General features: G+C 61.7%; 13 protein-coding genes, 4 tRNA genes and 1 rRNA gene. All 18 read right to left on the minus strand.

Annotated elements, in window-relative coordinates:
• Positions 1 to 31 precede the first annotated feature (31 nt).
• The gene (gene fusA / locus MMB92_RS22950; protein ID WP_006482929.1) at positions 32 to 2,134 is read right to left on the minus strand and encodes an elongation factor G; all 2,103 of its coding nucleotides are present in this window, start codon (positions 2,132 to 2,134) and stop codon (positions 32 to 34) included.
• Positions 2,135 to 2,257: 123 nt separating this feature from the next.
• On the minus strand, positions 2,258 to 2,728 hold the full coding sequence (gene rpsG / locus MMB92_RS22955) for a 30S ribosomal protein S7 (RefSeq protein WP_006477195.1): 471 nt from the start codon (positions 2,726 to 2,728) through the stop codon (positions 2,258 to 2,260).
• A gap of 172 nt (positions 2,729 to 2,900) precedes the next feature.
• Positions 2,901 to 3,281, minus strand: coding sequence for a 30S ribosomal protein S12 (rpsL, locus tag MMB92_RS22960; protein ID WP_006400662.1), 381 nt, complete (start codon positions 3,279 to 3,281; stop codon positions 2,901 to 2,903).
• A gap of 226 nt (positions 3,282 to 3,507) precedes the next feature.
• Positions 3,508 to 5,355: a DNA helicase RecQ gene (recQ, locus tag MMB92_RS22965; protein ID WP_006493356.1), complete on the minus strand. Its 1,848-nt coding sequence runs from the start codon at positions 5,353 to 5,355 to the stop codon at positions 3,508 to 3,510.
• A gap of 279 nt (positions 5,356 to 5,634) precedes the next feature.
• Positions 5,635 to 9,876, minus strand: coding sequence for a DNA-directed RNA polymerase subunit beta' (gene rpoC / locus MMB92_RS22970; protein WP_006482896.1), 4,242 nt, complete (start codon positions 9,874 to 9,876; stop codon positions 5,635 to 5,637).
• A gap of 21 nt (positions 9,877 to 9,897) precedes the next feature.
• On the minus strand, positions 9,898 to 14,004 hold the full coding sequence (gene rpoB / locus MMB92_RS22975; protein ID WP_006482874.1) for a DNA-directed RNA polymerase subunit beta: 4,107 nt from the start codon (positions 14,002 to 14,004) through the stop codon (positions 9,898 to 9,900).
• Positions 14,005 to 14,385: 381 nt separating this feature from the next.
• On the minus strand, positions 14,386 to 14,760 hold the full coding sequence (rplL, locus tag MMB92_RS22980; protein WP_006482911.1) for a 50S ribosomal protein L7/L12: 375 nt from the start codon (positions 14,758 to 14,760) through the stop codon (positions 14,386 to 14,388).
• 63 nt (positions 14,761 to 14,823) lie between these two features.
• The gene (rplJ, locus tag MMB92_RS22985; RefSeq protein WP_006482916.1) at positions 14,824 to 15,321 is read right to left on the minus strand and encodes a 50S ribosomal protein L10; all 498 of its coding nucleotides are present in this window, start codon (positions 15,319 to 15,321) and stop codon (positions 14,824 to 14,826) included.
• 309 nt (positions 15,322 to 15,630) lie between these two features.
• The gene (gene rplA, locus MMB92_RS22990) at positions 15,631 to 16,329 is read right to left on the minus strand and encodes a 50S ribosomal protein L1 (RefSeq protein WP_006482906.1); all 699 of its coding nucleotides are present in this window, start codon (positions 16,327 to 16,329) and stop codon (positions 15,631 to 15,633) included.
• Positions 16,330 to 16,761 (minus strand): 50S ribosomal protein L11, encoded by a 432-nt coding sequence (gene rplK, locus MMB92_RS22995; RefSeq protein ID WP_006477201.1) that lies wholly within the window; start codon positions 16,759 to 16,761, stop codon positions 16,330 to 16,332.
• A gap of 141 nt (positions 16,762 to 16,902) precedes the next feature.
• Complete coding sequence (nusG, locus tag MMB92_RS23000) at positions 16,903 to 17,460, minus strand: transcription termination/antitermination protein NusG (RefSeq protein ID WP_006400672.1); 558 nt, start codon at positions 17,458 to 17,460, stop codon at positions 16,903 to 16,905.
• A 1-nt stretch (position 17,461) separates the two neighbouring features.
• A complete protein-coding gene (secE, locus tag MMB92_RS23005) occupies positions 17,462 to 17,842 on the minus strand; it encodes a preprotein translocase subunit SecE (protein WP_034201094.1) in 381 nt (126 codons plus the stop codon).
• Between the two features lie 42 nt (positions 17,843 to 17,884).
• Positions 17,885 to 17,960 (minus strand) — tRNA-Trp (locus tag MMB92_RS23010).
• A 59-nt stretch (positions 17,961 to 18,019) separates the two neighbouring features.
• The gene (tuf, locus tag MMB92_RS23015) at positions 18,020 to 19,210 is read right to left on the minus strand and encodes an elongation factor Tu (protein WP_277562940.1); all 1,191 of its coding nucleotides are present in this window, start codon (positions 19,208 to 19,210) and stop codon (positions 18,020 to 18,022) included.
• A 66-nt stretch (positions 19,211 to 19,276) separates the two neighbouring features.
• Positions 19,277 to 19,351, minus strand: a tRNA-Thr gene (locus MMB92_RS23020).
• A gap of 22 nt (positions 19,352 to 19,373) precedes the next feature.
• Positions 19,374 to 19,447: transfer RNA gene (locus tag MMB92_RS23025), tRNA-Gly, on the minus strand.
• A gap of 43 nt (positions 19,448 to 19,490) precedes the next feature.
• Positions 19,491 to 19,576, minus strand: a tRNA-Tyr gene (locus MMB92_RS23030).
• Between the two features lie 2,164 nt (positions 19,577 to 21,740).
• Positions 21,741 to 21,853 (minus strand): 5S ribosomal RNA (rrf, locus tag MMB92_RS23035).
• Between the last annotated feature and the right edge of the window lie 10 nt (positions 21,854 to 21,863).

Raw genomic sequence — 21,863 nt, forward strand, 5'->3', positions numbered from 1 at the left:
TTCAAAAAATAATCAGTTGGTAGCTACAGATTTACTTCGACTTCGCGCTGATGATCGCTTCGGCAACGTTGCGCGGAGCTTCAGCGTAGTGCTTGAACTCCATCGTGTACGTTGCACGACCTTGCGTCAGCGAGCGCAGCGACGTCGAGTAGCCGAACATTTCCGACAGCGGCACTTCGGCGCGAACGATCTTGCCGCCGCCAACCATGTCTTCCATGCCCTGGACGATACCGCGACGGCCCGACAGGTCGCCCATCACGTTGCCCATGTAGTCTTCCGGCGTCTCGACTTCGACAGCCATCATCGGCTCGAGGACGACCGGATTCGCCTTGCGCATCGCTTCCTTGAACGCCATCGAACCGGCCATGCGGAACGCGTTTTCGTTCGAGTCAACGTCGTGGTACGAACCGAACGTCAGGTGAACCTTCACGTCGACGACCGGGAAGCCAGCCAGCACGCCCGACTTCAGCGTGTCCTGGATACCCTTGTCGACCGCCGGGATGTATTCACGCGGAATCACACCACCCTTGATCTCGTCGAAGAACTCGTAGCCCTTGCCTTGTTCGTTCGGCTCGAGCGTGATGACCGCGTGACCGTACTGGCCGCGACCACCCGACTGCTTGACGAACTTGCCGTCGACATCCTTCGCCGTCGAACGGATCGTTTCGCGGTACGCAACCTGCGGCTTGCCGACGGTCGCTTCCACGCCGAATTCACGCTTCATCCGGTCGACCAGAATTTCGAGGTGGAGCTCGCCCATGCCCGAAATGATGGTCTGACCCGACTCTTCGTCGGTCTGCACGCGGAACGACGGGTCTTCCTGAGCCAGACGGTTCAGGGCGAGGCCCATCTTTTCCTGGTCAGCCTTGGTCTTCGGCTCGACCGCCTGCGAAATCACCGGCTCCGGGAACACCATGCGTTCGAGAACGATCGGGTTCGCCGGGTCGCACAGCGTGTCGCCCGTGGTTGCTTCCTTCAGGCCGACCGCAGCAGCGATGTCGCCTGCGCGGACTTCCTTGATTTCTTCACGCTGGTTCGCGTGCATCTGCAGAATACGACCGAGGCGTTCCTTCTTGCCCTTGGTCGAGTTCAGCAGCGTGTCGCCCGAGTTGACGACGCCCGAGTACACACGGAAGAAGATCAGCTGGCCGACGAACGGGTCGGTCATGATCTTGAACGCGAGCGACGAGAACTTCTCTTCGTCCGATGCCTTGCGCTCTGCTTCTTCACCGTTTTCGAGTTCGCCCTTGACCGGCGGGATGTCGACCGGCGACGGCAGGAAGTCGATCACGGCGTCGAGCATACGCTGCACGCCCTTGTTCTTGAACGCGGTACCGCACAGCATCGGCTGGATTTCGCACGCGATCGTACGATCACGCAGCGCCTTGACGATGTCGGCTTCCGGCAGATCGCCTTCTTCCAGGTACTTGTTCATCAGGTCTTCGCTGGCTTCGGCAGCCACTTCGACCATCTTTTCGCGCCATTCCTTGCAGGTCTCCGCGAGCTCGGCCGGGATGTCGACGTAGTCGAACTTCGTGCCTTGCGACGCTTCGTCCCAAATGATCGCCTTCATCTTGATCAGGTCGACGACGCCCTTGAAGTTTTCTTCCGCGCCGATCGGCACCACGACCGGAACCGGGTTCGCCTTCAGGCGCAGACGGAGCTGGTCGTAGACCTTGAAGAAGTTCGCGCCGGTACGGTCCATCTTGTTGACGAACGCGAGACGCGGCACCTTGTACTTGTTCGCCTGACGCCACACCGTTTCCGACTGCGGCTGCACGCCGCCCACTGCGCAGTACACCATACACGCGCCGTCGAGCACGCGCATCGAACGCTCCACTTCGATCGTGAAGTCGACGTGGCCCGGGGTGTCGATGATGTTGATGCGGTGTTCCGGATAGTTGCCGCCCATGCCCTTCCAGAAGGCCGTGGTAGCAGCGGACGTGATCGTGATGCCACGTTCCTGTTCCTGCTCCATCCAGTCCATCGTGGCTGCGCCGTCGTGGACTTCACCGATCTTGTGGTTCACACCGGTGTAAAACAGAATGCGCTCGGTCGTCGTCGTTTTGCCGGCGTCGATGTGAGCGCTAATACCGATATTGCGGTAGCGCTCGATAGGAGTCTTGCGAGCCACTTTGATCCTCTACTGGGATGACGTGACGCAGCCCTGCTGCATCACGCCTCAACACAAACGGGCGAGGCGCCTGAAAAGCGCACCCGCCCGGAATTTATTTCCGCAAACAGCCCAGCCAGGCGCTTAGAAACGGAAATGCGAGAACGCGCGGTTGGCTTCTGCCATGCGGTGAACTTCGTCGCGCTTCTTCATCGCGCCGCCACGGCCTTCGGCCGCTTCGGAGAGTTCACCTGCCAGGCGCAGGGCCATCGACTTCTCGCTACGCTTCTTCGCAGCCTCACGCAGCCAGCGCATCGCCAATGCCATACGACGCGACGGGCGCACTTCGACCGGAACTTGATAGTTGGCACCACCAACGCGACGGCTCTTCACTTCGACCACCGGCTTCACGTTGTTGAGCGCAACCGTGAACACTTCCAGCGGGTCCTTGCCACCCTTGGTCTGGATTTGTTCGAATGCGCCATAAACGATGCGCTCTGCGACCGACTTCTTGCCGGACAGCATCAGCATGTTCATGAACTTGGCAACATCAACGTTGCCGAACTTCGGATCCGGCAACACTTCCCGCTTGGGGACTTCGCGACGACGCGGCATGATTCTTCCTTTACTTGTTCAGTTGGAGCTGGATTCAGCTCCGCGGCCACCAACAAACCCGATCACATCTTCACGACTAACCAGCTTGGCCGGGTGACCACTTACTCGACAGCACCGGCAATCCGGCACTCCCGCCTTGACCGCCCTGCGGCGATCCCTGATCAAAAACTGCTTACTTGGCAGCCTTTGCACGCTTCGCGCCGTACTTCGAGCGCGCTTGCTTACGGTCCTTGACGCCCTGGGTATCCAGCGAGCCGCGAACCATGTGGTAACGCACACCCGGCAAGTCCTTCACACGGCCGCCGCGGATCAGCACAACCGAGTGTTCCTGCAGGTTGTGGCCTTCACCGCCGATGTACGAAATCACTTCGAAGCCGTTCGTCAGACGAACCTTGGCGACCTTACGGAGTGCCGAGTTCGGCTTCTTCGGCGTCGTCGTGTACACACGGGTGCACACGCCGCGACGCTGGGGGCAGTCCTGCAGGGCCGGGCTCTTGCTCTTCGTCGTTTCCGACTGACGGCCTTTGCGAACCAGTTGGTTGATGGTTGGCATTGTTTATTCCTGAAATTGAACAAAATCTGCACGCCGTTTTCGGGCAAAGCGAGAATCGACGCACAGTTGACTTCCGAACCGGCGAATCGGGCGCGAACTATTGAACGCGACTCGGCCCACCGAATACCGGAACCCAGCATGATATTCCGGAAATGCCAACTAAGTCAACGGCTTGCGTGATCTGCCGGCCGATCGCGCGGTTTACGTGAGGGGTCGGAACGCTGTGTCAGGCCGATTCGACGACGTCGATGATCTCGTCGCCGAAGCGCTCGAGCTTGCGCACGCCCATGCCGGGAATGTGGCGCAGGTCGTCGATCGTCTCCGGCGCGTTGCGTGCGATTTCGGCGAGCGTCGCGTCGTGGAAGATCACGTAGGCCGGCACGCCGTCCGTCTTCGCGGTTTCCGCGCGCCATGCGCGCAGCGCGTCCCACCGCGCACGCTCGCGGGCGCCCATGCCGGCCGTCGGGTCGACGCGCGTGCCGCTGCGGCTCGACGACTGGCGGGTGCGCTGCGGCTTCACGTAGCGGCGCAGCGTGACTTTTTCCTCGTTCTTCAGCACGGGCTTCGCGGCCTCGGTCAGCATCAGCGCGCCGAAGCCGCCATGGTCGACCGCCAGGTAGCCGTACGCGACGAGCTGCCGGAAAATCGCGCGCCACTCGGGTTCGGACAGCGCCGCGCCGATGCCGAACGTGCTGAGCTGGTCGTGGCCGCGCTGCAACACCTTTTCGGTACGCCCGCCGCGCAGGATCTCGATCAGGTGGCTCGAACCGAAATTGAAGCCGCTCGCGCGCTGCGCGCGGAACACGCACGACAGCGCCATCTGCGCCTCGCGCGTCGCATCCCACGACGCGGGCGGCTCGAGGCACGTGTCGCAGTTGCCGCACGGCTGGCTCGCCTCGCCGAAGTAATTCAGCAGCCGCACGCGGCGGCACGAGATCGTCTCGCACAACCCGAGCAGCGCATCGAGCTTCGACGTCTGCACGCGCTTGTGTGCGTCGTCCGCATCGGACTCGTCGATCATCTTGCGTTGCTGGACGACGTCGCCCAGCCCATACGCCATCCACGCGTTCGCGGGCATCCCGTCGCGGCCGGCGCGGCCGGTTTCCTGGTAATAGCCTTCGACGCTCTTCGGCAAATCGAGGTGCGCGACGAAGCGCACGTCGGGCTTGTCGATGCCCATGCCGAACGCGATCGTCGCGCACATCACGATGCCTTCCTCGCGCTGGAACATTTCCTGGTGCTTCTGCCGCACCTCGAATTCCATCCCCGCGTGATACGGTAGCGCGCGCACGCCCTGCGCCTTCAGCCATTCAGCCGTTTCCTCGACCTTGCGGCGCGACAGGCAATAGACGACACCCGCATCGGTCGTGCCGTCGGCATTCGTGTGCTCGGCGCGGATGAAGTCGAGCAGCTGCGCGCGCGCGTTGTCCTTTTCGACGATCCGGTAACGGATGTTCGGACGGTCGAAGCTCGACACGAACACGCGCGCGTCGTCGAGCGCGAGACGATGGATGATCTCGTCGCGCGTGATCGCATCGGCCGTGGCGGTCAGCGCGATGCGCGGCACGGACGGGAAGCGCTCGTGCAGCACCGACAGCTGGATGTATTCCGGGCGGAAATCGTGCCCCCATTGCGACACGCAGTGCGCTTCGTCGATTGCGAACAGGCCGATCTTCGCGCGCTCGAGCAGCTCGAGGAAGCGCCCCGTCATCAAGCGCTCCGGCGCGACGTACAGCAGGTCGATTTCGCCTTCGCGCAGCGCGCGCTCGGTGGCCGCGGCCTCGGCGCCCGACAGCGTCGAATTCAGGTAGGCCGCGCGCACGCCGACTTCGCTCAACGCGGCGACCTGGTCCTGCATCAGCGCGATCAGCGGCGACACGACGATGCCGGCGCCCTGCCCGGCCTCGCGGCGCAGCAGCGCGGGAATCTGGTAGCACAGCGACTTGCCGCCGCCGGTCGGCATCAGCACGAGGCAATCGCCGCCGCCGGCGACGTGCTCGACGATCTCGCCCTGCTGGCCGCGAAACGCGGAATAACCAAAGACTTCGTCGAGTATTTCGAGGGCGCGGGACATGAATGAGAACTGGGACGGCTAAGCGATGACCGCAATTTTAACAACCCGCTCGCGCGACGCGTGGCGAATCGCGCGATGTTGGCCGTTCGGTCAGGGTTCGTTCGCGTGCATCACGGGCCTGCCGCGGCCGGATCGGACGCGATCGCCGGGCATGTGCCGCGGCGCTGCGCAGGCACGTGATGCGCGTGAACGAAGGATGAAAAAAAACCGCCCGGCAGAACCGGGCGGTTTCGGTGACAGCGATGATAGCAAGGCAACGCGGCTTGCGCCGCCCCGCGCTTACTCGGCTGCCGGGTGTTGCGGCTCTTCCGCCGGCGCGCTCGGCGTGCCGAAGTCGAATGCCTCTTCCGCTGCGATCTGGTCGAAACGCTCGCGATCCGACGATTCCTTCGCCTTGCGTGCCTTGTGGAACGCGAGACCCGTACCGGCCGGAATCAGACGGCCGACGATCACGTTTTCCTTCAGGCCGCGCAGATCGTCGCGCTTGCCCATGATCGCCGCTTCGGTCAGCACGCGGGTCGTTTCCTGGAACGATGCCGCGGAGATGAACGAGTCGGTCGACAGCGATGCCTTCGTGATACCGAGCAGCACGTTGTCGTACGAAGCCGGGCGCTTGCCCTCGGCGATCATGCGATCGTTCTCGTCCAGCATGTCGGAACGTTCGACCTGTTCGCCCGGGATGAAGCGCGTATCACCGTTGTCGGTGATCTGCACACGACGCAGCATCTGGCGAACGATCACCTCGATGTGCTTGTCGTTGATCTTCACGCCCTGCAGACGGTACACGTCCTGCACTTCGTCGACGATGTAGCGCGACAGCGCCTCGATACCCTGCAGACGCAGGATGTCGTGCGGATCGGCCGGACCGTCCACGATCATTTCGCCCTTGTTGACGACCTGTGCATCGTGAACCAGAACCTGCTTTTCCTTCGCGATCAGGAACTCGTGCTGGTTGCCCTCGAGGTCCGTGATGACGAGACGCTGCTTGCCCTTCGTGTCCTTGCCGAACGACGTCGTACCGGTGACTTCCGCGAGAATGCCGGCATCCTTCGGGGAACGCGCTTCGAACAGTTCCGCCACCCGCGGCAGACCGCCGGTAATGTCACGCGTCTTCTGCGCTTCCGTCGGGATACGTGCGAGCACTTCACCGACCTGCACCTGCTGACCATCCTTCACGGTGATCAGTGCGCCGACCTGGAAGCCGATCTGCACTGCGTGCTCCGTGCCCGGAATCTTCACTTCCTCGCCGTTCGCGTCGAGCAGCTTCACCTGCGGACGCACGCTCTTCGAAGCCTGCGAACCGCGGCGCTTCACGTCGATCACGACCAGCGTCGACAGGCCGGTCACGTCGTCGATCTGCTTCGCGACGGTCACGCCTTCCTCGACGTTCTCGAACTTCACCGTACCACCGTACTCGGTGATGATCGGGCGCGTCAGCGGATCCCACGTGGCGAGCTGCGTGCCGGCCTTGATGGTCGCGCCGTCGAGCTGCAGCAGCGTCGCGCCGTACGGCACTTTGTGACGCTCGCGCTCGCGACCGAAGTCGTCGGTGATCATCGCTTCGCCCGAACGGGAAATGACGATCTGCTCGCCCTTCGCGTTCGTGACGTAGCGCATCGTCGCCGTGAAGCGGACGATACCGTTGCTCTTCGCTTCGACCGACGAAGCCACTGCCGCACGCGATGCCGCACCACCGATGTGGAACGTACGCATCGTCAGCTGCGTGCCCGGTTCACCGATCGATTGCGCCGCGATCACGCCGACTGCTTCGCCGACGTTCACGAGCGAGCCGCGGCCGAGGTCGCGGCCGTAGCAGGCTGCGCACAGGCCGTAACGCGTTTCGCAGGTCAGCGGCGTGCGCACGCGCACTTCGTCGATGCCGAGGCGTTCGATTTCCTCGACCGCCGTTTCGTCGAGCAGCGTGCCCGATTCGTACAGCGTTTCCTGCGTTTCCGGATTCACGACGTCCGCGACCGCGACGCGGCCGAGGATACGGTCGCGCAGCGCTTCGACGACTTCACCGCCTTCGACCAGCGCCTTCATCGCCACGCCGTTCGACGTGCCGCAATCGTCTTCCACCACGACCAGATCCTGCGTGACGTCGACCAGACGACGCGTCAGGTAACCCGAGTTCGCGGTCTTCAGTGCCGTATCAGCCAGACCCTTACGTGCACCGTGGGTCGAGATGAAGTACTGCAACACGTTCAGACCTTCGCGGAAGTTCGCGGTAATCGGCGTCTCGATAATCGAGCCGTCCGGCTTCGCCATCAGGCCTCGCATACCAGCCAGCTGACGAATCTGAACCGCCGAACCCCGGGCGCCCGAGTCGGCCATCATGTAGATCGAGTTGAACGACTCCTGGCGCGTCTCGTTGCCGTCGCGATCGATCACCGGCTCCGTCGACAGCTGCTCCATCATCGCCTTGCCGACCGCTTCCGACGTCGCCGACCAGATGTCGACCACGTTGTTGTAGCGTTCCTGCGCGGTGACGAGACCCGACATGTACTGGCGGTCGTACTCCTTCACCTTCTTCGCGGCGTCGCCGACGATCGTTTCCTTCTGCGGCGGCACGAGCATGTCGTCCACGCAGATCGAGATGCCGGCACGCGTTGCGAGACGGAAACCCGACTGCATCAGCTGGTCGGCGAACACCACCGTCGCGCGCAGACCGCACTTGCGGAATGCCGTGTTGATCAGGCGCGAGATTTCCTTCTTCTTCAGCGGCTTGTTCAGCACCGAGAACGGCAGGCCGTGCGGCAGGATCTCCGACAGGATCGCGCGGCCGACGGTCGTCGCGTACAGCGTGATCTTCGGCACGAATTCCGGCGCGCCTTCCGACGTGTCCTCGTTGCGGACCATTTCGGTGATCCGCACGTTGACGCGCGAGGCCAGCTCGACTTCCTTGTTCTCGTACGCGCGGATGACTTCCGACACGCCCGTGAACGACAGGCCTTCGCCCTTGCCGTTGATCGCTTCGCGGGTCGCGTAGTACAGACCCAGCACGATATCCTGCGACGGCACGATCGACGGATCGCCGTTGGCCGGGAACAGCACGTTGTTCGACGCGAGCATCAGCGTGCGCGCTTCCATCTGCGCTTCGAGCGACAGCGGCACGTGAACGGCCATCTGGTCACCGTCGAAGTCGGCGTTGAACGCCGCGCAGACGAGCGGGTGCAGCTGGATTGCCTTGCCTTCGATCAGCACCGGCTCGAACGCCTGGATACCGAGACGGTGCAGCGTCGGCGCACGGTTCAGCATCACCGGGTGCTCGCGGATCACCTCTTCGAGGATGTCCCACACCACCGGCGTCTGGTTCTCGACTTCCTTCTTCGCAGCCTTGATGGTCGTAGCTACCCCCATCACTTCCAGCTTGTTGAAGATGAACGGCTTGAACAGCTCGAGCGCCATCAGCTTCGGCAGGCCGCACTGGTGCAGCTTCAGCGTCGGGCCGACCACGATGACCGAACGGCCCGAGTAGTCGACGCGCTTGCCCAGCAGGTTCTGACGGAAACGACCGCCCTTGCCCTTGATCATGTCGGCGAGCGACTTCAGCGGACGCTTGTTCGCGCCCGTCATCGCCTTGCCGCGACGACCGTTGTCGAGCAGCGAGTCGACGGCTTCCTGCAGCATCCGCTTTTCGTTGCGGACGATGATTTCAGGCGCCTTCAGCTCGAGCAGACGCTTCAACCGGTTGTTACGGTTGATCACGCGGCGATACAGGTCGTTCAGGTCCGACGTCGCGAAACGGCCGCCGTCCAGCGGCACGAGCGGACGCAGTTCCGGCGGCAGTACCGGCAGCACTTCGAGGATCATCCACTCGGGCTTGATGCCCGAACGCTGGAATGCCTCGAGGACCTTCAGGCGCTTCGCGTACTTCTTGATCTTCGCTTCCGAGCCCGTGTTCTTCAGCTCGGTGCGCAGCGTCTCGACCTGCTCGTCGATGTTGATCGCGCGCAGCAGTTCACGCACGCCTTCCGCGCCCATTTCGGCACGGAATTCGTCGCCGTATTCCTCGACCTTGTTGTAGTAATCCTCCTCGGTCATGATCTGCCGCGCCTTCAGCGGCGTCATGCCCGGTTCGATCACCACGTACGCTTCGAAGTACAGCACGCGTTCGATGTCGCGCAGCGTCATGTCGAGCACCATGCCCAGACGCGACGGCAGCGACTTCAGGAACCAGATGTGCGCGACCGGCGAGGCCAGCTCGATGTGGCCCATCCGTTCGCGACGCACCTTCGCCAGCGTCACTTCGACGCCGCACTTCTCGCAGATCACGCCGCGGTGCTTCAGGCGCTTGTACTTGCCGCACAGGCACTCGTAGTCCTTGATCGGCCCGAAGATCTTCGCGCAGAACAGACCATCGCGTTCCGGCTTGAACGTACGGTAGTTGATGGTCTCCGGCTTCTTCACTTCGCCGAACGACCACGAACGGATCTTGTCGGGCGAGGCCAGACCGATCTTGATCGCGTCGAAAACTTCTTCCTGTTGGACTTGCTTGAATAGATCGAGCAGAGCTTTCATTGCTTTCTCTCCGTAGTCCGATTAATTGCGGTCGAGATCGATATCGATACCGAGCGAGCGGATTTCCTTCACGAGCACGTTGAAGGATTCCGGCATGCCTGCATCGATCACGTGGTCGCCCTTGACGAGGTTTTCGTACACCTTCGTCCGGCCGGTCACGTCGTCCGACTTCACCGTCAGCATTTCCTGCAGCACGTAGGACGCGCCGTACGCTTCGAGTGCCCACACTTCCATTTCACCGAAACGCTGGCCACCGAACTGCGCCTTACCACCCAGCGGCTGCTGCGTGACGAGCGAGTACGGGCCGGTCGAACGCGCGTGCATCTTGTCGTCGACCAGGTGATGCAGCTTCAGGTAGTGCATGTAGCCGAGCGTCACGCGACGTTCGAACATTTCACCCGTGCGGCCGTCGTACAGACGGACCTGGTTCTTCGACGGGTTCATGCCGAGCTGTTCGGCGATGTCGTCCGGGAACGCGAGGTCGAGCATCTTGCCCATTTCTTCCTCGGTCGCACCGTCGAACACCGGCGTCGCGAACGGCACGCCTTCGCGCAGGTTCTTCGCGAGTTCGAGGATCTCGTCGTCGGTGAAGCTTTCCAGATCTTCCTGGCGGCCCGACTCGTTGTAGATCTTCGTCAGGAACGTGCGCAGTTCCTCGATCTTCGCCTGACGCTGCAGCATTTCGCCGATACGCCAGCCGAGGCCCTTCGCGGCCCAGCCGAGGTGCACTTCCAGAACCTGACCCACGTTCATCCGCGACGGCACGCCGAGCGGGTTCAGCACGACGTCTGCCGGACGGCCATCGGCCATGTACGGCATGTCTTCGATCGGGACGATCTTCGACACGACACCCTTGTTACCGTGACGGCCTGCCATCTTGTCGCCAGGCTGCAGACGGCGCTTCACCGCGAGGTACACCTTGACCATCTTCAGCACGCCCGGCGGCAGTTCGTCGCCTTGCGTGAGCTTCTTGCGCTTTTCTTCGAACGCGAGATCGAACTGGTGACGCTTCTCTTCGATCGAGTTCTTGATCGCTTCGAGCGATGCCGCTGCTTCGTCGTCCGCGAGGCGGATGTCGAACCAGTGGTAGTGGTCGAGATCTTCCAGGTAAGCCTGGTCGATCTTCGTGCCCTTCGCGAGCTTCTTCGGACCGCCGTTCGCGACCTTGCCCACGAGCATGCGGGCGAGACGCTGGAACGCGTCGCCTTCCACGATGCGCAGCTGGTCGTTCAGGTCGAGACGGTAGCGCTTCAGTTCGTCGTCGATGATCTGTTGCGCACGCTTGTCGCGCTGGATGCCTTCACGCGTGAACACCTGGACGTCGATCACGGTGCCGCTCATGCCCGACGGCACGCGCAGCGACGTGTCCTTCACGTCCGAAGCCTTCTCGCCGAAGATCGCGCGCAGCAGCTTCTCTTCCGGCGTCAGCTGGGTCTCGCCCTTCGGCGTGACCTTGCCGACCAGCACGTCGCCTGCTTCGACTTCAGCACCGATGTACACGATGCCCGATTCGTCGAGACGGCCGAGCTGGACTTCCGCCAGGTTCGAGATGTCGCGCGTGATTTCTTCCGGCCCGAGCTTCGTGTCGCGTGCAACGACGTTCAGCTCTTCGATGTGGATCGACGTGTAGCGATCGTCCGCGACCACCTTCTCCGAGATCAGGATCGAATCCTCGAAGTTGTAGCCGTTCCACGGCATGAACGCGATCAGCATGTTCTGGCCGAGCGCGAGCTCGCCCAGGTCCGTCGAGGCGCCGTCGGCCAGCACGTCGCCGCGCGAGACCTTGTCGCCCATCTTCACGATCGGACGCTGGTTGATGTTCGTGTTCTGGTTCGAACGCGTGTACTTGATCAGGTTGTAGATGTCGACACCAACTTCACCCGCGACTGCTTCGTCGTCGTTCACGCGAATCACGATACGACCTGCGTCGACGTAGTCGACCACACCGCCGCGGAACGCCTGGACCGTCGTACCCGAGTCGACCGCGCAGGTGCGCTCGATGCCCGTACCGACGACCGGCTTTTCCGGACGCAGACACGGCACGGCCTGACGCTGCATGTTCGAGCCCATCAGCGCGCGGTTCGCGTCATCGTGCTCGAGGAACGGAATCAGCGATGCGGCCACCGACACGATCTGCGACGGCGCGACGTCCATGTACTGGATACGGTCCGGCGTGACCATCATCGTTTCGCCGGCTTCGCGCGACGACACGAGTTCGTCGATGAGTCGGCCGTCTTCGTCGATCGCGGCGTTCGCCTGAGCGATCATGTAGCGGCCTTCCTCGATCGCCGACAGGTAGTCGATCTGATCGGTCACCTTGCTGTCCACGACCTTGCGGTACGGCGTCTCGAGGAAGCCGTACTCGTTCAGGTGCGCGTACAGCGCGAGCGAGTTGATCAGGCCGATGTTCGGACCTTCCGGCGTTTCGATCGGGCACACGCGGCCGTAGTGGGTCGGGTGCACGTCGCGGACTTCGAAGCCTGCGCGTTCGCGCGTCAGACCGCCCGGGCCCAGTGCGGAAACCCGGCGCTTGTGCGTGATTTCCGACAGCGGGTTGGTCTGGTCCATGAACTGCGACAGCTGCGACGAGCCGAAGAACTCGCGAATCGCCGACGAAATCGGCTTCGAGTTGATCAGGTCGTGCGGCATCAGGTTTTCGCTTTCGGCCTGGCCGAGGCGTTCCTTGACCGCGCGCTCGACACGCACGAGACCGGCGCGGAACTGGTTTTCCGCCAGTTCGCCGACGCAACGCACGCGACGGTTGCCGAGGTGGTCGATGTCGTCCACTTCGCCCTTGCCGTTGCGCAGCTCGACGAGGATCTTGATCGTCGCGAGGATGTCGTCGTCCTGCAGCGTCATCGGGCCGACGATCTCGTCACGGCCGACGCGGCGGTTGAACTTCATGCGGCCGACCTTCGACAGGTCGTACGCTTCTTCGCTGTAGAACAGACGGTTGAACAGGGCCTCGACCGCTTCTTCGGTCGGCGGCTCGCCCGGACGCATCATGCGGTAGATCGCGATGCGCGCGGCCGTCTTGTCGGTCGTTTCGTCGACACGCAGCGTCGACGAGATGTACGGGCCCTGATCCAGATCGTTCGTGTAGAGCGTCTGGATGTCCTTGATGCCCGCTTCGCGCAGCTTCTCGAGCACGCTTTCCGTGACTTCGTCGTTCGCGCTCGCGATCACTTCGCCGGTGTCGCCGTCGACGACGTTCTTCGCCAGCACGCGGCCGAGCAGATAGTCTTCCGGCACCGAGATGAACTTGGTCTTCGCGGCTTCGAGGTCGCGAATGTGCTTCGCGTTGATCCGCTTGTCCTTCTGGACGATGACCTTGCCATCACGATCCGTGATGTCGAAACGCGCGACTTCACCACGCAGGCGCTCGGGCACGAACTCGAGTTGCGCGCCTTCGTCCATCAGCGTGAAATTGTCGAACACGAAGAAGTTCGCGAGGATCTGTTCCGGCGTCAGGCCGATGGCCTTCAGCAGGATCGTGACCGGCATCTTGCGGCGACGGTCGACGCGGAAGTACAGGATGTCCTTCGGATCGAATTCGAAGTCGAGCCACGAACCGCGGTACGGAATGATCCGTGCCGAGAACAGCAGCTTGCCCGAGCTGTGCGTCTTGCCCTTGTCGTGTTCGAAGAACACGCCAGGCGAACGATGCAGCTGCGAGACGATGACACGCTCGGTGCCGTTGATGACGAACGAGCCCGTCGGCGTCATGAGCGGAATTTCGCCCATGTACACTTCCTGCTCCTTCACTTCCTTGACGACCGGCTTGTTCGGCGATTCCTTGTCGAGGATGACGAGGCGGACCTTCGCGCGCAGCGCGGAGCAGTACGTCAGGCCTCGCTGCTGGCATTCCTTGATGTTGAATGCCGGCGAGGACAGCGCATAGCTCACGAACTCGAGGCGCGCGAAACCGTTGTGCGAAACAATGGGAAATACCGACGTGAACGCGGCCTGCAAACCCTCGGGCTTACGTTGCGTCGCGGGCACATCGGCTTGCAGAAACGTGCTGAATGATTCAAGCTGAGTAGCCAGCAAGAACGGAACTTGGTGAACGATGGGGCGCTTCGCGAAACTCTTGCGAATGCGCTTCTTCTCGGTGAAGGAATATTGCATACGATCTCCGAATCACGGCGGGTGCTATCGAGGCGGAATACCTGGACGTTTCAAACCCGAGTGTTCACCGACTGAGACCCGATGGCCGTTCGACGGCTTGAACGAGCCGAGAAGCTTGGTGGTTGGCCGCTACCAACCGCTGGCTGACGGCAGCGGATGCCTGTGTTGCCCGCTACCCGACCAAACTTGCCTTCTGCAGTCGCTTCAGAAGACAAAGAGAACCGCCAATCGTGCGTGATTCATCACAACGATCAGGCGGTTTTCTTTGGCTTCTGGGGCCGATTATTCGGGCTCCCGAATGAGTGCCAGAATAACGTCCCCACAAAGCACAAAAAGGCCGGCGGTGAAAATACCGCCAGCCTTCGCACAGCGCGCCGAAACTTACTTGACTTCGACCTTCGCGCCAGCTTCTTCCAGCTTCTTCTTGGCTTCTTCAGCAGCAGCCTTGTCGACGCCTTCCTTGATGGGCTTCGGTGCACCGTCAACCAGGTCCTTCGCTTCCTTCAGGCCCAGGCCCGTCAGTTCGCGAACGGCCTTGATGACCGAAACCTTGTTGGCGCCGGCTTCAGCCAGGACGACCGTGAATTCGGTCTTCTCTTCTGCAGCAGCAGCAGCGCCGCCGCCTGCCGGGCCAGCGACTGCCACTGCAGCTGCCGACACGCCAAACTTCTCTTCGAACGCCTTGACCAGTTCGTTCAGTTCCAGAACGGTCATCCCTTCGACTGCTGCCAGGATGTCTTCTTTTGCGATTGCCATTTGAAATACTCCTAAATTGAATTCGGATACAGCCAGCGATCAGTAACGCTGATGCACGTTCGCTTATGCAGCTTCCGCTTGCTTCTTCTCGGCCAGCGCGGCCAGAGCACGCGCGAAGCCCGAAACAGGCGCTTGCATAACGAACAGCAGCTTCGAGAGCAGTTCTTCGCGGCTCGGGATGCTTGCCAGCGCTTGCACGCCAGCCTTGTCCATCACCTTGCCATCGAACGAACCAGCCTTGATGACCAACTTGTCATTGCTCTTGCTGAAGTCGTTGACGACCTTAGCAGCAGCAATTGCATCTTCCGAGATGCCGTAGATCAACGGACCAGTCATCTGCTCTGCCAGCGGAGCAAACGGCGTACCTTCGACGGCGCGACGCGCCAGCGTGTTCTTCAACACGCGCAGGTAAACCTTTTGCTCACGCGCTTGCGCGCGCAGCTTGGTCAGATCGCCAACCGCAATTCCACGATACTCAGCCAGCACAACGGTCTGGGCCTTCGCGACTTGCGCGGAAACCTCAGCGACGACGGCTTGCTTGTCTTCTCTATTAAGCGGCACGGTTAGCCTCCAGAAACGATACGTTCGGCATGGCCGGCATGGCCGAAACCTCACGTACCTCGTTCAACAACGGCGTCCGACCTCGTTAGGAGTATTTCCACCTCACGCCGCGAATCGCTTCGCGGCCTGCGGCTTCACCACTGCAAAACTTTTTCGGGTTCGCCATCTGCGTTGGCTTGAATTAAGGGGATCACCCGACTGCTGCGCCCCACCAACGGTCTTTGATAACCGGTTGTCCGCCCTGCTGCACGAACAACCGCCCAAAGCCCATGTGGGCCGCGTCGCGAACGAAACGGCCCGAATACTTGCTTACTGTGCTGCCAGCGTAGCCTGGTCGACACGCACGCCGACGCCCATCGTGCTCGACAGTGCGATCTTGCGCAGGTACACGCCCTTGCTCGTTGCCGGCTTTGCCTTCTGCAGCGCTTCGATCAGCGCCGACAGGTTCGAACGCAGCGCGGTCGGCTCGAACGATGCACGGCCGATGGTCGCGTGGATGATACCGGCCTTGTCGACACGGAATTGCACCTGACCAGCCTTCGCGTTCTTGACGGCGGTGGCGACGTCCGGCGTGACCGTACCGACCTTCGGGTTCGGCATCAGGCCGCGCGGGCCGAGGATCTGGCCGAGCGTACCGACGATACGCATCGTGTCCGGCGAAGCGATCACGATGTCGAAGTCCATCTGGCCAGCCTTGATCTGCTCAGCCAGGTCTTCCATACCGACGATTTCCGCGCCTGCTGCACGAGCCTGCTCGGCCTTTTCGCCTTGCGCGAACACGGCAACGCGAACCGACTTGCCCGTACCTGCCGGCAGAACGACCGAACCACGAACGACCTGGTCCGACTTCTTCGCATCGATGCCGAGTTGGACTGCGACGTCGATCGACTCGTCGAACTTCGCGCTCGCGCATTCCTTCACGAGGCTCAGTGCGTCTTCGATCGCGTACAGCTTCTGACGGTCGACCTTGGCGGCAAATGCCTGACGGCGCTTGGAGATCTTAGCCATTTACACGCCCTCCACAGTGATACCCATCGAGCGTGCGCTACCAGCGATGGTGCGAACGGCTGCGTCCAGATCAGCTGCCGTAAGGTCCGGCATCTTGGTCTTCGCGATTTCTTCGGCTTGAGCGCGCGTGATCGAACCGACCTTGTCGGTGTGCGGCTTGCTCGAGCCCTTGTCCACCTTCGCCGCCTTCTTGATCAGGACGGTCGCCGGCGGCGTCTTCATCACGAACGTGAAGCTCTTGTCAGCGAATGCCGTGATGACCACCGGCACCGGCAGACCCGGCTCCATGCCTTGAGTCTGCGCGTTGAACGCCTTGCAGAACTCCATGATGTTCAGGCCGCGCTGGCCCAGTGCCGGACCGACCGGCGGCGACGGGTTGGCTTTACCTGCAGGGATCTGCAGCTTGATAAAGCCGATAATCTTCTTTGCCATTTGAAACCTCATTGGAACGCCGGAGAAGGCGTTCGGTGAGTGATAACGCGCTTTCGCCGCTGGCTACTGACGCTCCTCAACGGCCATGACGCGGGCCGTAAGCGCGAAGGTGGGCAGCCGAGGCTGCCCACCGAATCGGGATCAAACTTTTTCGACCTGGCCGAATTCGAGTTCGACCGGGGTGGATCGGCCAAAAATCGTGACCGACACACGCACACGCGATTTTTCGTAGTTGACTTCTTCGACGGTGCCGTTGAAGTCCGTGAACGGGCCTTCCTTGACGCGCACCATCTCGCCGACTTCGAACAGGGTCTTCGGGCGCGGCTTTTCGACGCCTTCCTGCATCTGCGACATGATCTTCTCGACTTCCTTCGGGGAAATCGGGGTCGGGCGGTTACGCGCACCGCCGACGAAACCGGTGACCTTCGCCGTGTTCTTCACGAGGTGCCACGTTTCGTCCGTCATTTCCATTTCCACCAGCACGTAGCCGGGGAAGAAACGACGCTCGGTCACTGCCTTGTGGCCGCCTTTGACTTCGACCACTTCTTCGGTCGGGACCAGGATCTGACCGAATTTGTCCTGCATGCCAGCACGTTCGATGCGCTCCTGAAGCGCACGTTGCACGCTCTTCTCCATACCGGAGTAGGCGTGCACGACGTACCAACGCTTTCCGCTCGGGGATGCCGGAGTATCGCTCATATCATTTCCAACCCAGAATCGCCGAGAAAATCACCCATTCGATCGATTTGTCGCTCAACCAGAGGAAAATCGCCATCACGAGCACGAAACCGAACACGACGAGTGTGGTTTGCGTTGCTTCCTTGCGGGTGGGCCATACGACCTTCCGGACTTCCTTGTACGAATCCTTGGCAAACGCGATGAGGCTCTTGCCAGGGGCGGACATCAGCCCGACGGCCACGCCGGCGATGATACCTACCGCCAACGCGGCACCGCGGACATACCACTGCTGATTGGACAGCCAGAAGAAGCCCACGAATCCGGCCAACACCAGCAATACGCCCAGGGCCAGCATCAGCTTATCGCCGGAGGTATTTACAGTTTCGACGGATGGATTCGCCATAACACCTTAAAACAAATGCCACGTGGGACACGTGGCGATTTTTGGCAGGGGCAGAGGGAATCGAACCCCCAACCTTCGGTTTTGGAGACCGACGCTCTGCCAGTTGAGCTATACCCCTAAACCATGTTGGGGCCGGCTGATGCCAGCCCCAAAACTGTCGATCAACGAATAACTGGCTTACTCGATGATCTTGGCGACGACGCCGGCGCCGACCGTACGGCCGCCTTCGCGGATCGCGAAGCGCAGACCTTCTTCCATCGCGATCGGAGCGATCAGCTTCACCGTGATCGACACGTTGTCGCCCGGCATCACCATTTCCTTGTCCTTCGGCAGCTCGATCGAGCCCGTCACGTCCGTCGTACGGAAGTAGAACTGCGGACGGTAGTTGTTGAAGAACGGCGTGTGACGGCCGCCTTCGTCCTTGCTCAGCACATACACTTCAGCCGTGAAGTGCGTGTGCGGCGTGATCGAACCCGGCTTCGCCAGAACCTGGCCACGCTCCACGTCTTCACGCTTCGTGCCGCGCAGCAGGATACCCACGTTGTCGCCTGCCTGACCTTGGTCCAGCAGCTTGCGGAACATTTCAACGCCCGAGCAGGTCGTCTTCACCCACGTCTTGATTCCGACTATTTCGAGTTCATAGCCTACCTTCACGATGCCGCGCTCGACACGACACGTCACCCCCGTACCACGGCCCGAGATCGAGAACACGTCTTCCACCGGCATCAGGAACGCGCCGTCAACTGCACGCTCCGGCGTCGGGATGTACGTGTCCAGCGCGTCGGCCAGGCTCATGATCGCCACTTCGCCCAGCTCGCCCGTGTCGCCTTCCAGCGCCAGCTTCGCCGAACCCTTCACGATCGGCGTGTCGTCGCCCGGGAAGTCGTACTTCGACAGCAGTTCGCGAACTTCCATCTCGACCAGCTCGAGCAGTTCAGCGTCGTCCACCATGTCGCACTTGTTCAGGAACACGATGATGTACGGAACGCCAACCTGACGCGCCAGCAGGATGTGCTCACGCGTTTGCGGCATCGGGCCGTCTGCTGCCGAGCAAACCAGGATCGCGCCGTCCATCTGCGCCGCGCCCGTGATCATGTTCTTCACATAGTCAGCGTGGCCCGGGCAGTCGACGTGTGCGTAGTGGCGGTTAGCCGTTTCGTACTCGACGTGCGCCGTATTGATCGTGATGCCGCGCGCCTTTTCTTCCGGTGCCGCGTCGATCTGGTCGTATGCCTTCGCTTCGCCGCCGAACTTCTTCGTCAGAACCGTCGTGATCGCTGCCGTCAGCGTCGTCTTGCCGTGGTCAACGTGACCAATCGTACCAACGTTCACGTGCGGCTTGGTCCGCTCAAACTTTTCCTTGGCCATTTTCAACTCCCAAAAGGAATTTCACAGGTTGCGCCGCGCGCAAACAAGACACTGACTTTTTACTGCTGGTGCCCATGGGCAGGATCGAACTGCCGACCTCTCCCTTACCAAGGGAGTGCTCTACCACTGAGCCACATGGGCGCTACGCTTCAACTTAGCGGTCTGGAGCGGGTGAAGGGAATCGAACCCTCGTCGTAAGCTTGGAAGGCTTCTGCTCTACCATTGAGCTACACCCGCACGGGCCACTAACGATTCCTTACCGCTCACTGCGCTGATATCTTGGTGGAGGAGGTTGGATTCGAACCAACGTAGGCGTAAGCCAACAGATTTACAGTCTGCCCCCTTTAGCCACTCGGGCACCCCTCCGTAGAGAACTGACGATTATGGGGGTGCATCGCACTCCTGTCAAGCATATCCGGAAGATTATTTTCACTTTCTTCCCGACTCCTGCTTCCCGCCGATCCCCGCCCTTGCCCGGCTAAGGCAAGCGCGAGATGTTGCCGACCGGCGCCACATCTTCGTCAGACTCCGCCTTCAGCGCGGATCTGCATCTGCGCTAAAAACGAAAGACCGCCATCATACGGCCTCTTTCGCACAATGCCAAGCGGGTAGACACAAAATTTCGGCAAATTTCGTGCCGGGCGTGTTCGGCCAGCCGGGCGTCGGGGCTTCACGGGAGGTTAGTTAGCGCTTCTTGCAGGAAATAGCGGCTTTGCAGCGGGCACTGCAGGGTACCTCCCCGATCCTCCAGGCCAACATGAGGACAAAGGCTTTCGCGCCCTTTCGGCGATCGGGGCGAGCCGGTCTCATCGCCGAATTCGATCACCCTTGCGTTCGACGACTTTCCCGAGGGGCACGATATCGTCCCGAATCGCCGGCCTCCCTCCAGTGCCCATCTCCACGCCCCCAGCCTGCTTCCTTCATATGCCGCGCATGCTCTGTAGCGGCATTCCTTTGTGGTGCAGCGACGTGCCGCGGCTTCGGCAGACGCTTGGTGCCCGCTCGAGGCCGATCGGGACGATTCGACAGCCGGCACTCTCGGCTGCACCGGCGTTACCGGCGGCGTGCTCCGCGGTTGGGGAGCATCAACGATTGAAGCCAGCGCTCGATTCCTTGATGTGTGGGTCGGCACGCGCCGGCTCTCGCGCGGCACAACAGCGGAATCGGGAAGCGATGGCTCGATGCCGTCTCGAGGGATGAACCCGACGGTTCTGCACGTCCCGCTGCCCTGCTTGCGGGCACTGCTGGCGACGCGCGCCCTGGTCCAGGCCTCTCTCTGGCCTTGCTACCGCCGCGAACGTTCCGCCGGCCGGCATCGCTGTGTCTCGTCGTGCAAACCGCTCAGCGTCAGCATCGAATCGGCATCGCGGCGAATCTTCGGCGTACACCGAGACATCACAACTGTTCGTACGGTGCCCGCCACGTCCAGCTGCGCTCCCAATTTCGGCGCCGCGCTCCACGGATGAGCCGCCGTCACGCCACACGCTCCCAAAGACATTGGAAAGCGAATAGATGGCGCAGGAGCGTCGACATCCGACGTGCGCTGCCCGGCAGTGTTCGAGCTGCCCCGGACTCACGACCGGAACACGACACTGCAGCCTCCATCTGCGGGAGACTCTCTGCCCGGCGATCCGAATACGGTACGCACAAAACGCGCTCTAGACGTCGACGCCTCTAGACGTCGACGCCGACAGCACCCCCTTCACATCGACGGGAAAGGGTGAGGTCACGTAGGTGAAGCTACCCATCCGCTCATCGGCGAAATTTACGCGTTACGGAACGGTCAACGGGTGGCCGTCGAGAAGAATCGCACCGCTTTTTGATCGTCTTTGGCCCCGCGATACGCACACGGCTCGGCGGACCGTCGACCGCGACTCAAGCGTAGGTCGCGGTCCGATAGGGTTATTTCAGGGGAGATATAGCGAGTTAGAACGGAAATGCCGCCTAATAGCAACGCCGCGCCTCCCTGGCGCGACGCAGCCCGGTTGCGTGGTTTCGCGAGGAACGCACGCACATTTGGCGCTTGCGACAAGAGAGCCGGACGCGCGGACATCCCGCCCGTTCTTGCCACCAACCCGCGGGAGATAGAGCGAGCGCAGGGCGCATCCGCTGCCACGCGATATACGCAGCGCACCGAGGCAGAAGACGCGCTCGATACACCGGCGATCAAGGCGCGTTGATCGATTATCGGGTGACGGGGGTTAGCCAGACCTGGCGGGCGCCTGTGTCGAGCAAGGCCGGACGGAAGATTACTCTGGCGAAGTTGCCCAAGGCGATTTCTCGCCGCGGACCTGATGGCCGCCGACACAAACGAAAAATAGAAGGTTCGGGATTTCAGCAACATCAGTTGCTGACGTACAGGCATCCCGACGGGCGAGATGCAGTTGGCCAATCTCGAGGAGACGATTTCGATTTGAGCCAACGCCTTCGACACCCAACTCGTGCCACACGGCGCTTCGCCGCATGCTTTTTTGGCGCGCCAATGCAAAAACCCCCGCCTTGTCGGGCGGGGGTTTCTGGCTTGAGGGGAGCCTGACGATTACCTACTTTCACACGGGAATCCGCACTATCATCGGCGTAGAGTCGTTTCACGGTCCTGTTCGGGATGGGAAGGGGTGGGACCGACTCGCTATGGTCATCAGGCAAAGGGGGT

Source organism: Burkholderia sp. IO2 (genome assembly GCF_029522185.1).
GTDB lineage: Bacteria > Pseudomonadota > Gammaproteobacteria > Burkholderiales > Burkholderiaceae > Burkholderia > Burkholderia cenocepacia.

What these genes read in the sequence shown, in the direction of transcription:
- recQ (WP_006493356.1), bottom strand. Translation starts at nt 5,355, where the DNA reads ATGTCCCGCGCCCTCGAAATACTCGACGAAGTCTTTGGTTATTCCGCG.
- nusG (WP_006400672.1), bottom strand. Translation starts at nt 17,460, where the DNA reads ATGAGCGATACTCCGGCATCCCCGAGCGGAAAGCGTTGGTACGTCGTG.
- rpsL (WP_006400662.1), bottom strand. Translation starts at nt 3,281, where the DNA reads ATGCCAACCATCAACCAACTGGTTCGCAAAGGCCGTCAGTCGGAAACG.
- rpsG (WP_006477195.1), bottom strand. Translation starts at nt 2,728, where the DNA reads ATGCCGCGTCGTCGCGAAGTCCCCAAGCGGGAAGTGTTGCCGGATCCG.
- rplL (WP_006482911.1), bottom strand. Translation starts at nt 14,760, where the DNA reads ATGGCAATCGCAAAAGAAGACATCCTGGCAGCAGTCGAAGGGATGACC.
- rplK (WP_006477201.1), bottom strand. Translation starts at nt 16,761, where the DNA reads ATGGCAAAGAAGATTATCGGCTTTATCAAGCTGCAGATCCCTGCAGGT.
- secE (WP_034201094.1), bottom strand. Translation starts at nt 17,842, where the DNA reads ATGGCGAATCCATCCGTCGAAACTGTAAATACCTCCGGCGATAAGCTG.
- rplA (WP_006482906.1), bottom strand. Translation starts at nt 16,329, where the DNA reads ATGGCTAAGATCTCCAAGCGCCGTCAGGCATTTGCCGCCAAGGTCGAC.
- tuf (WP_277562940.1), bottom strand. Translation starts at nt 19,210, where the DNA reads ATGGCCAAGGAAAAGTTTGAGCGGACCAAGCCGCACGTGAACGTTGGT.
- rpoB (WP_006482874.1), bottom strand. Translation starts at nt 14,004, where the DNA reads ATGCAATATTCCTTCACCGAGAAGAAGCGCATTCGCAAGAGTTTCGCG.
- rpoC (WP_006482896.1), bottom strand. Translation starts at nt 9,876, where the DNA reads ATGAAAGCTCTGCTCGATCTATTCAAGCAAGTCCAACAGGAAGAAGTT.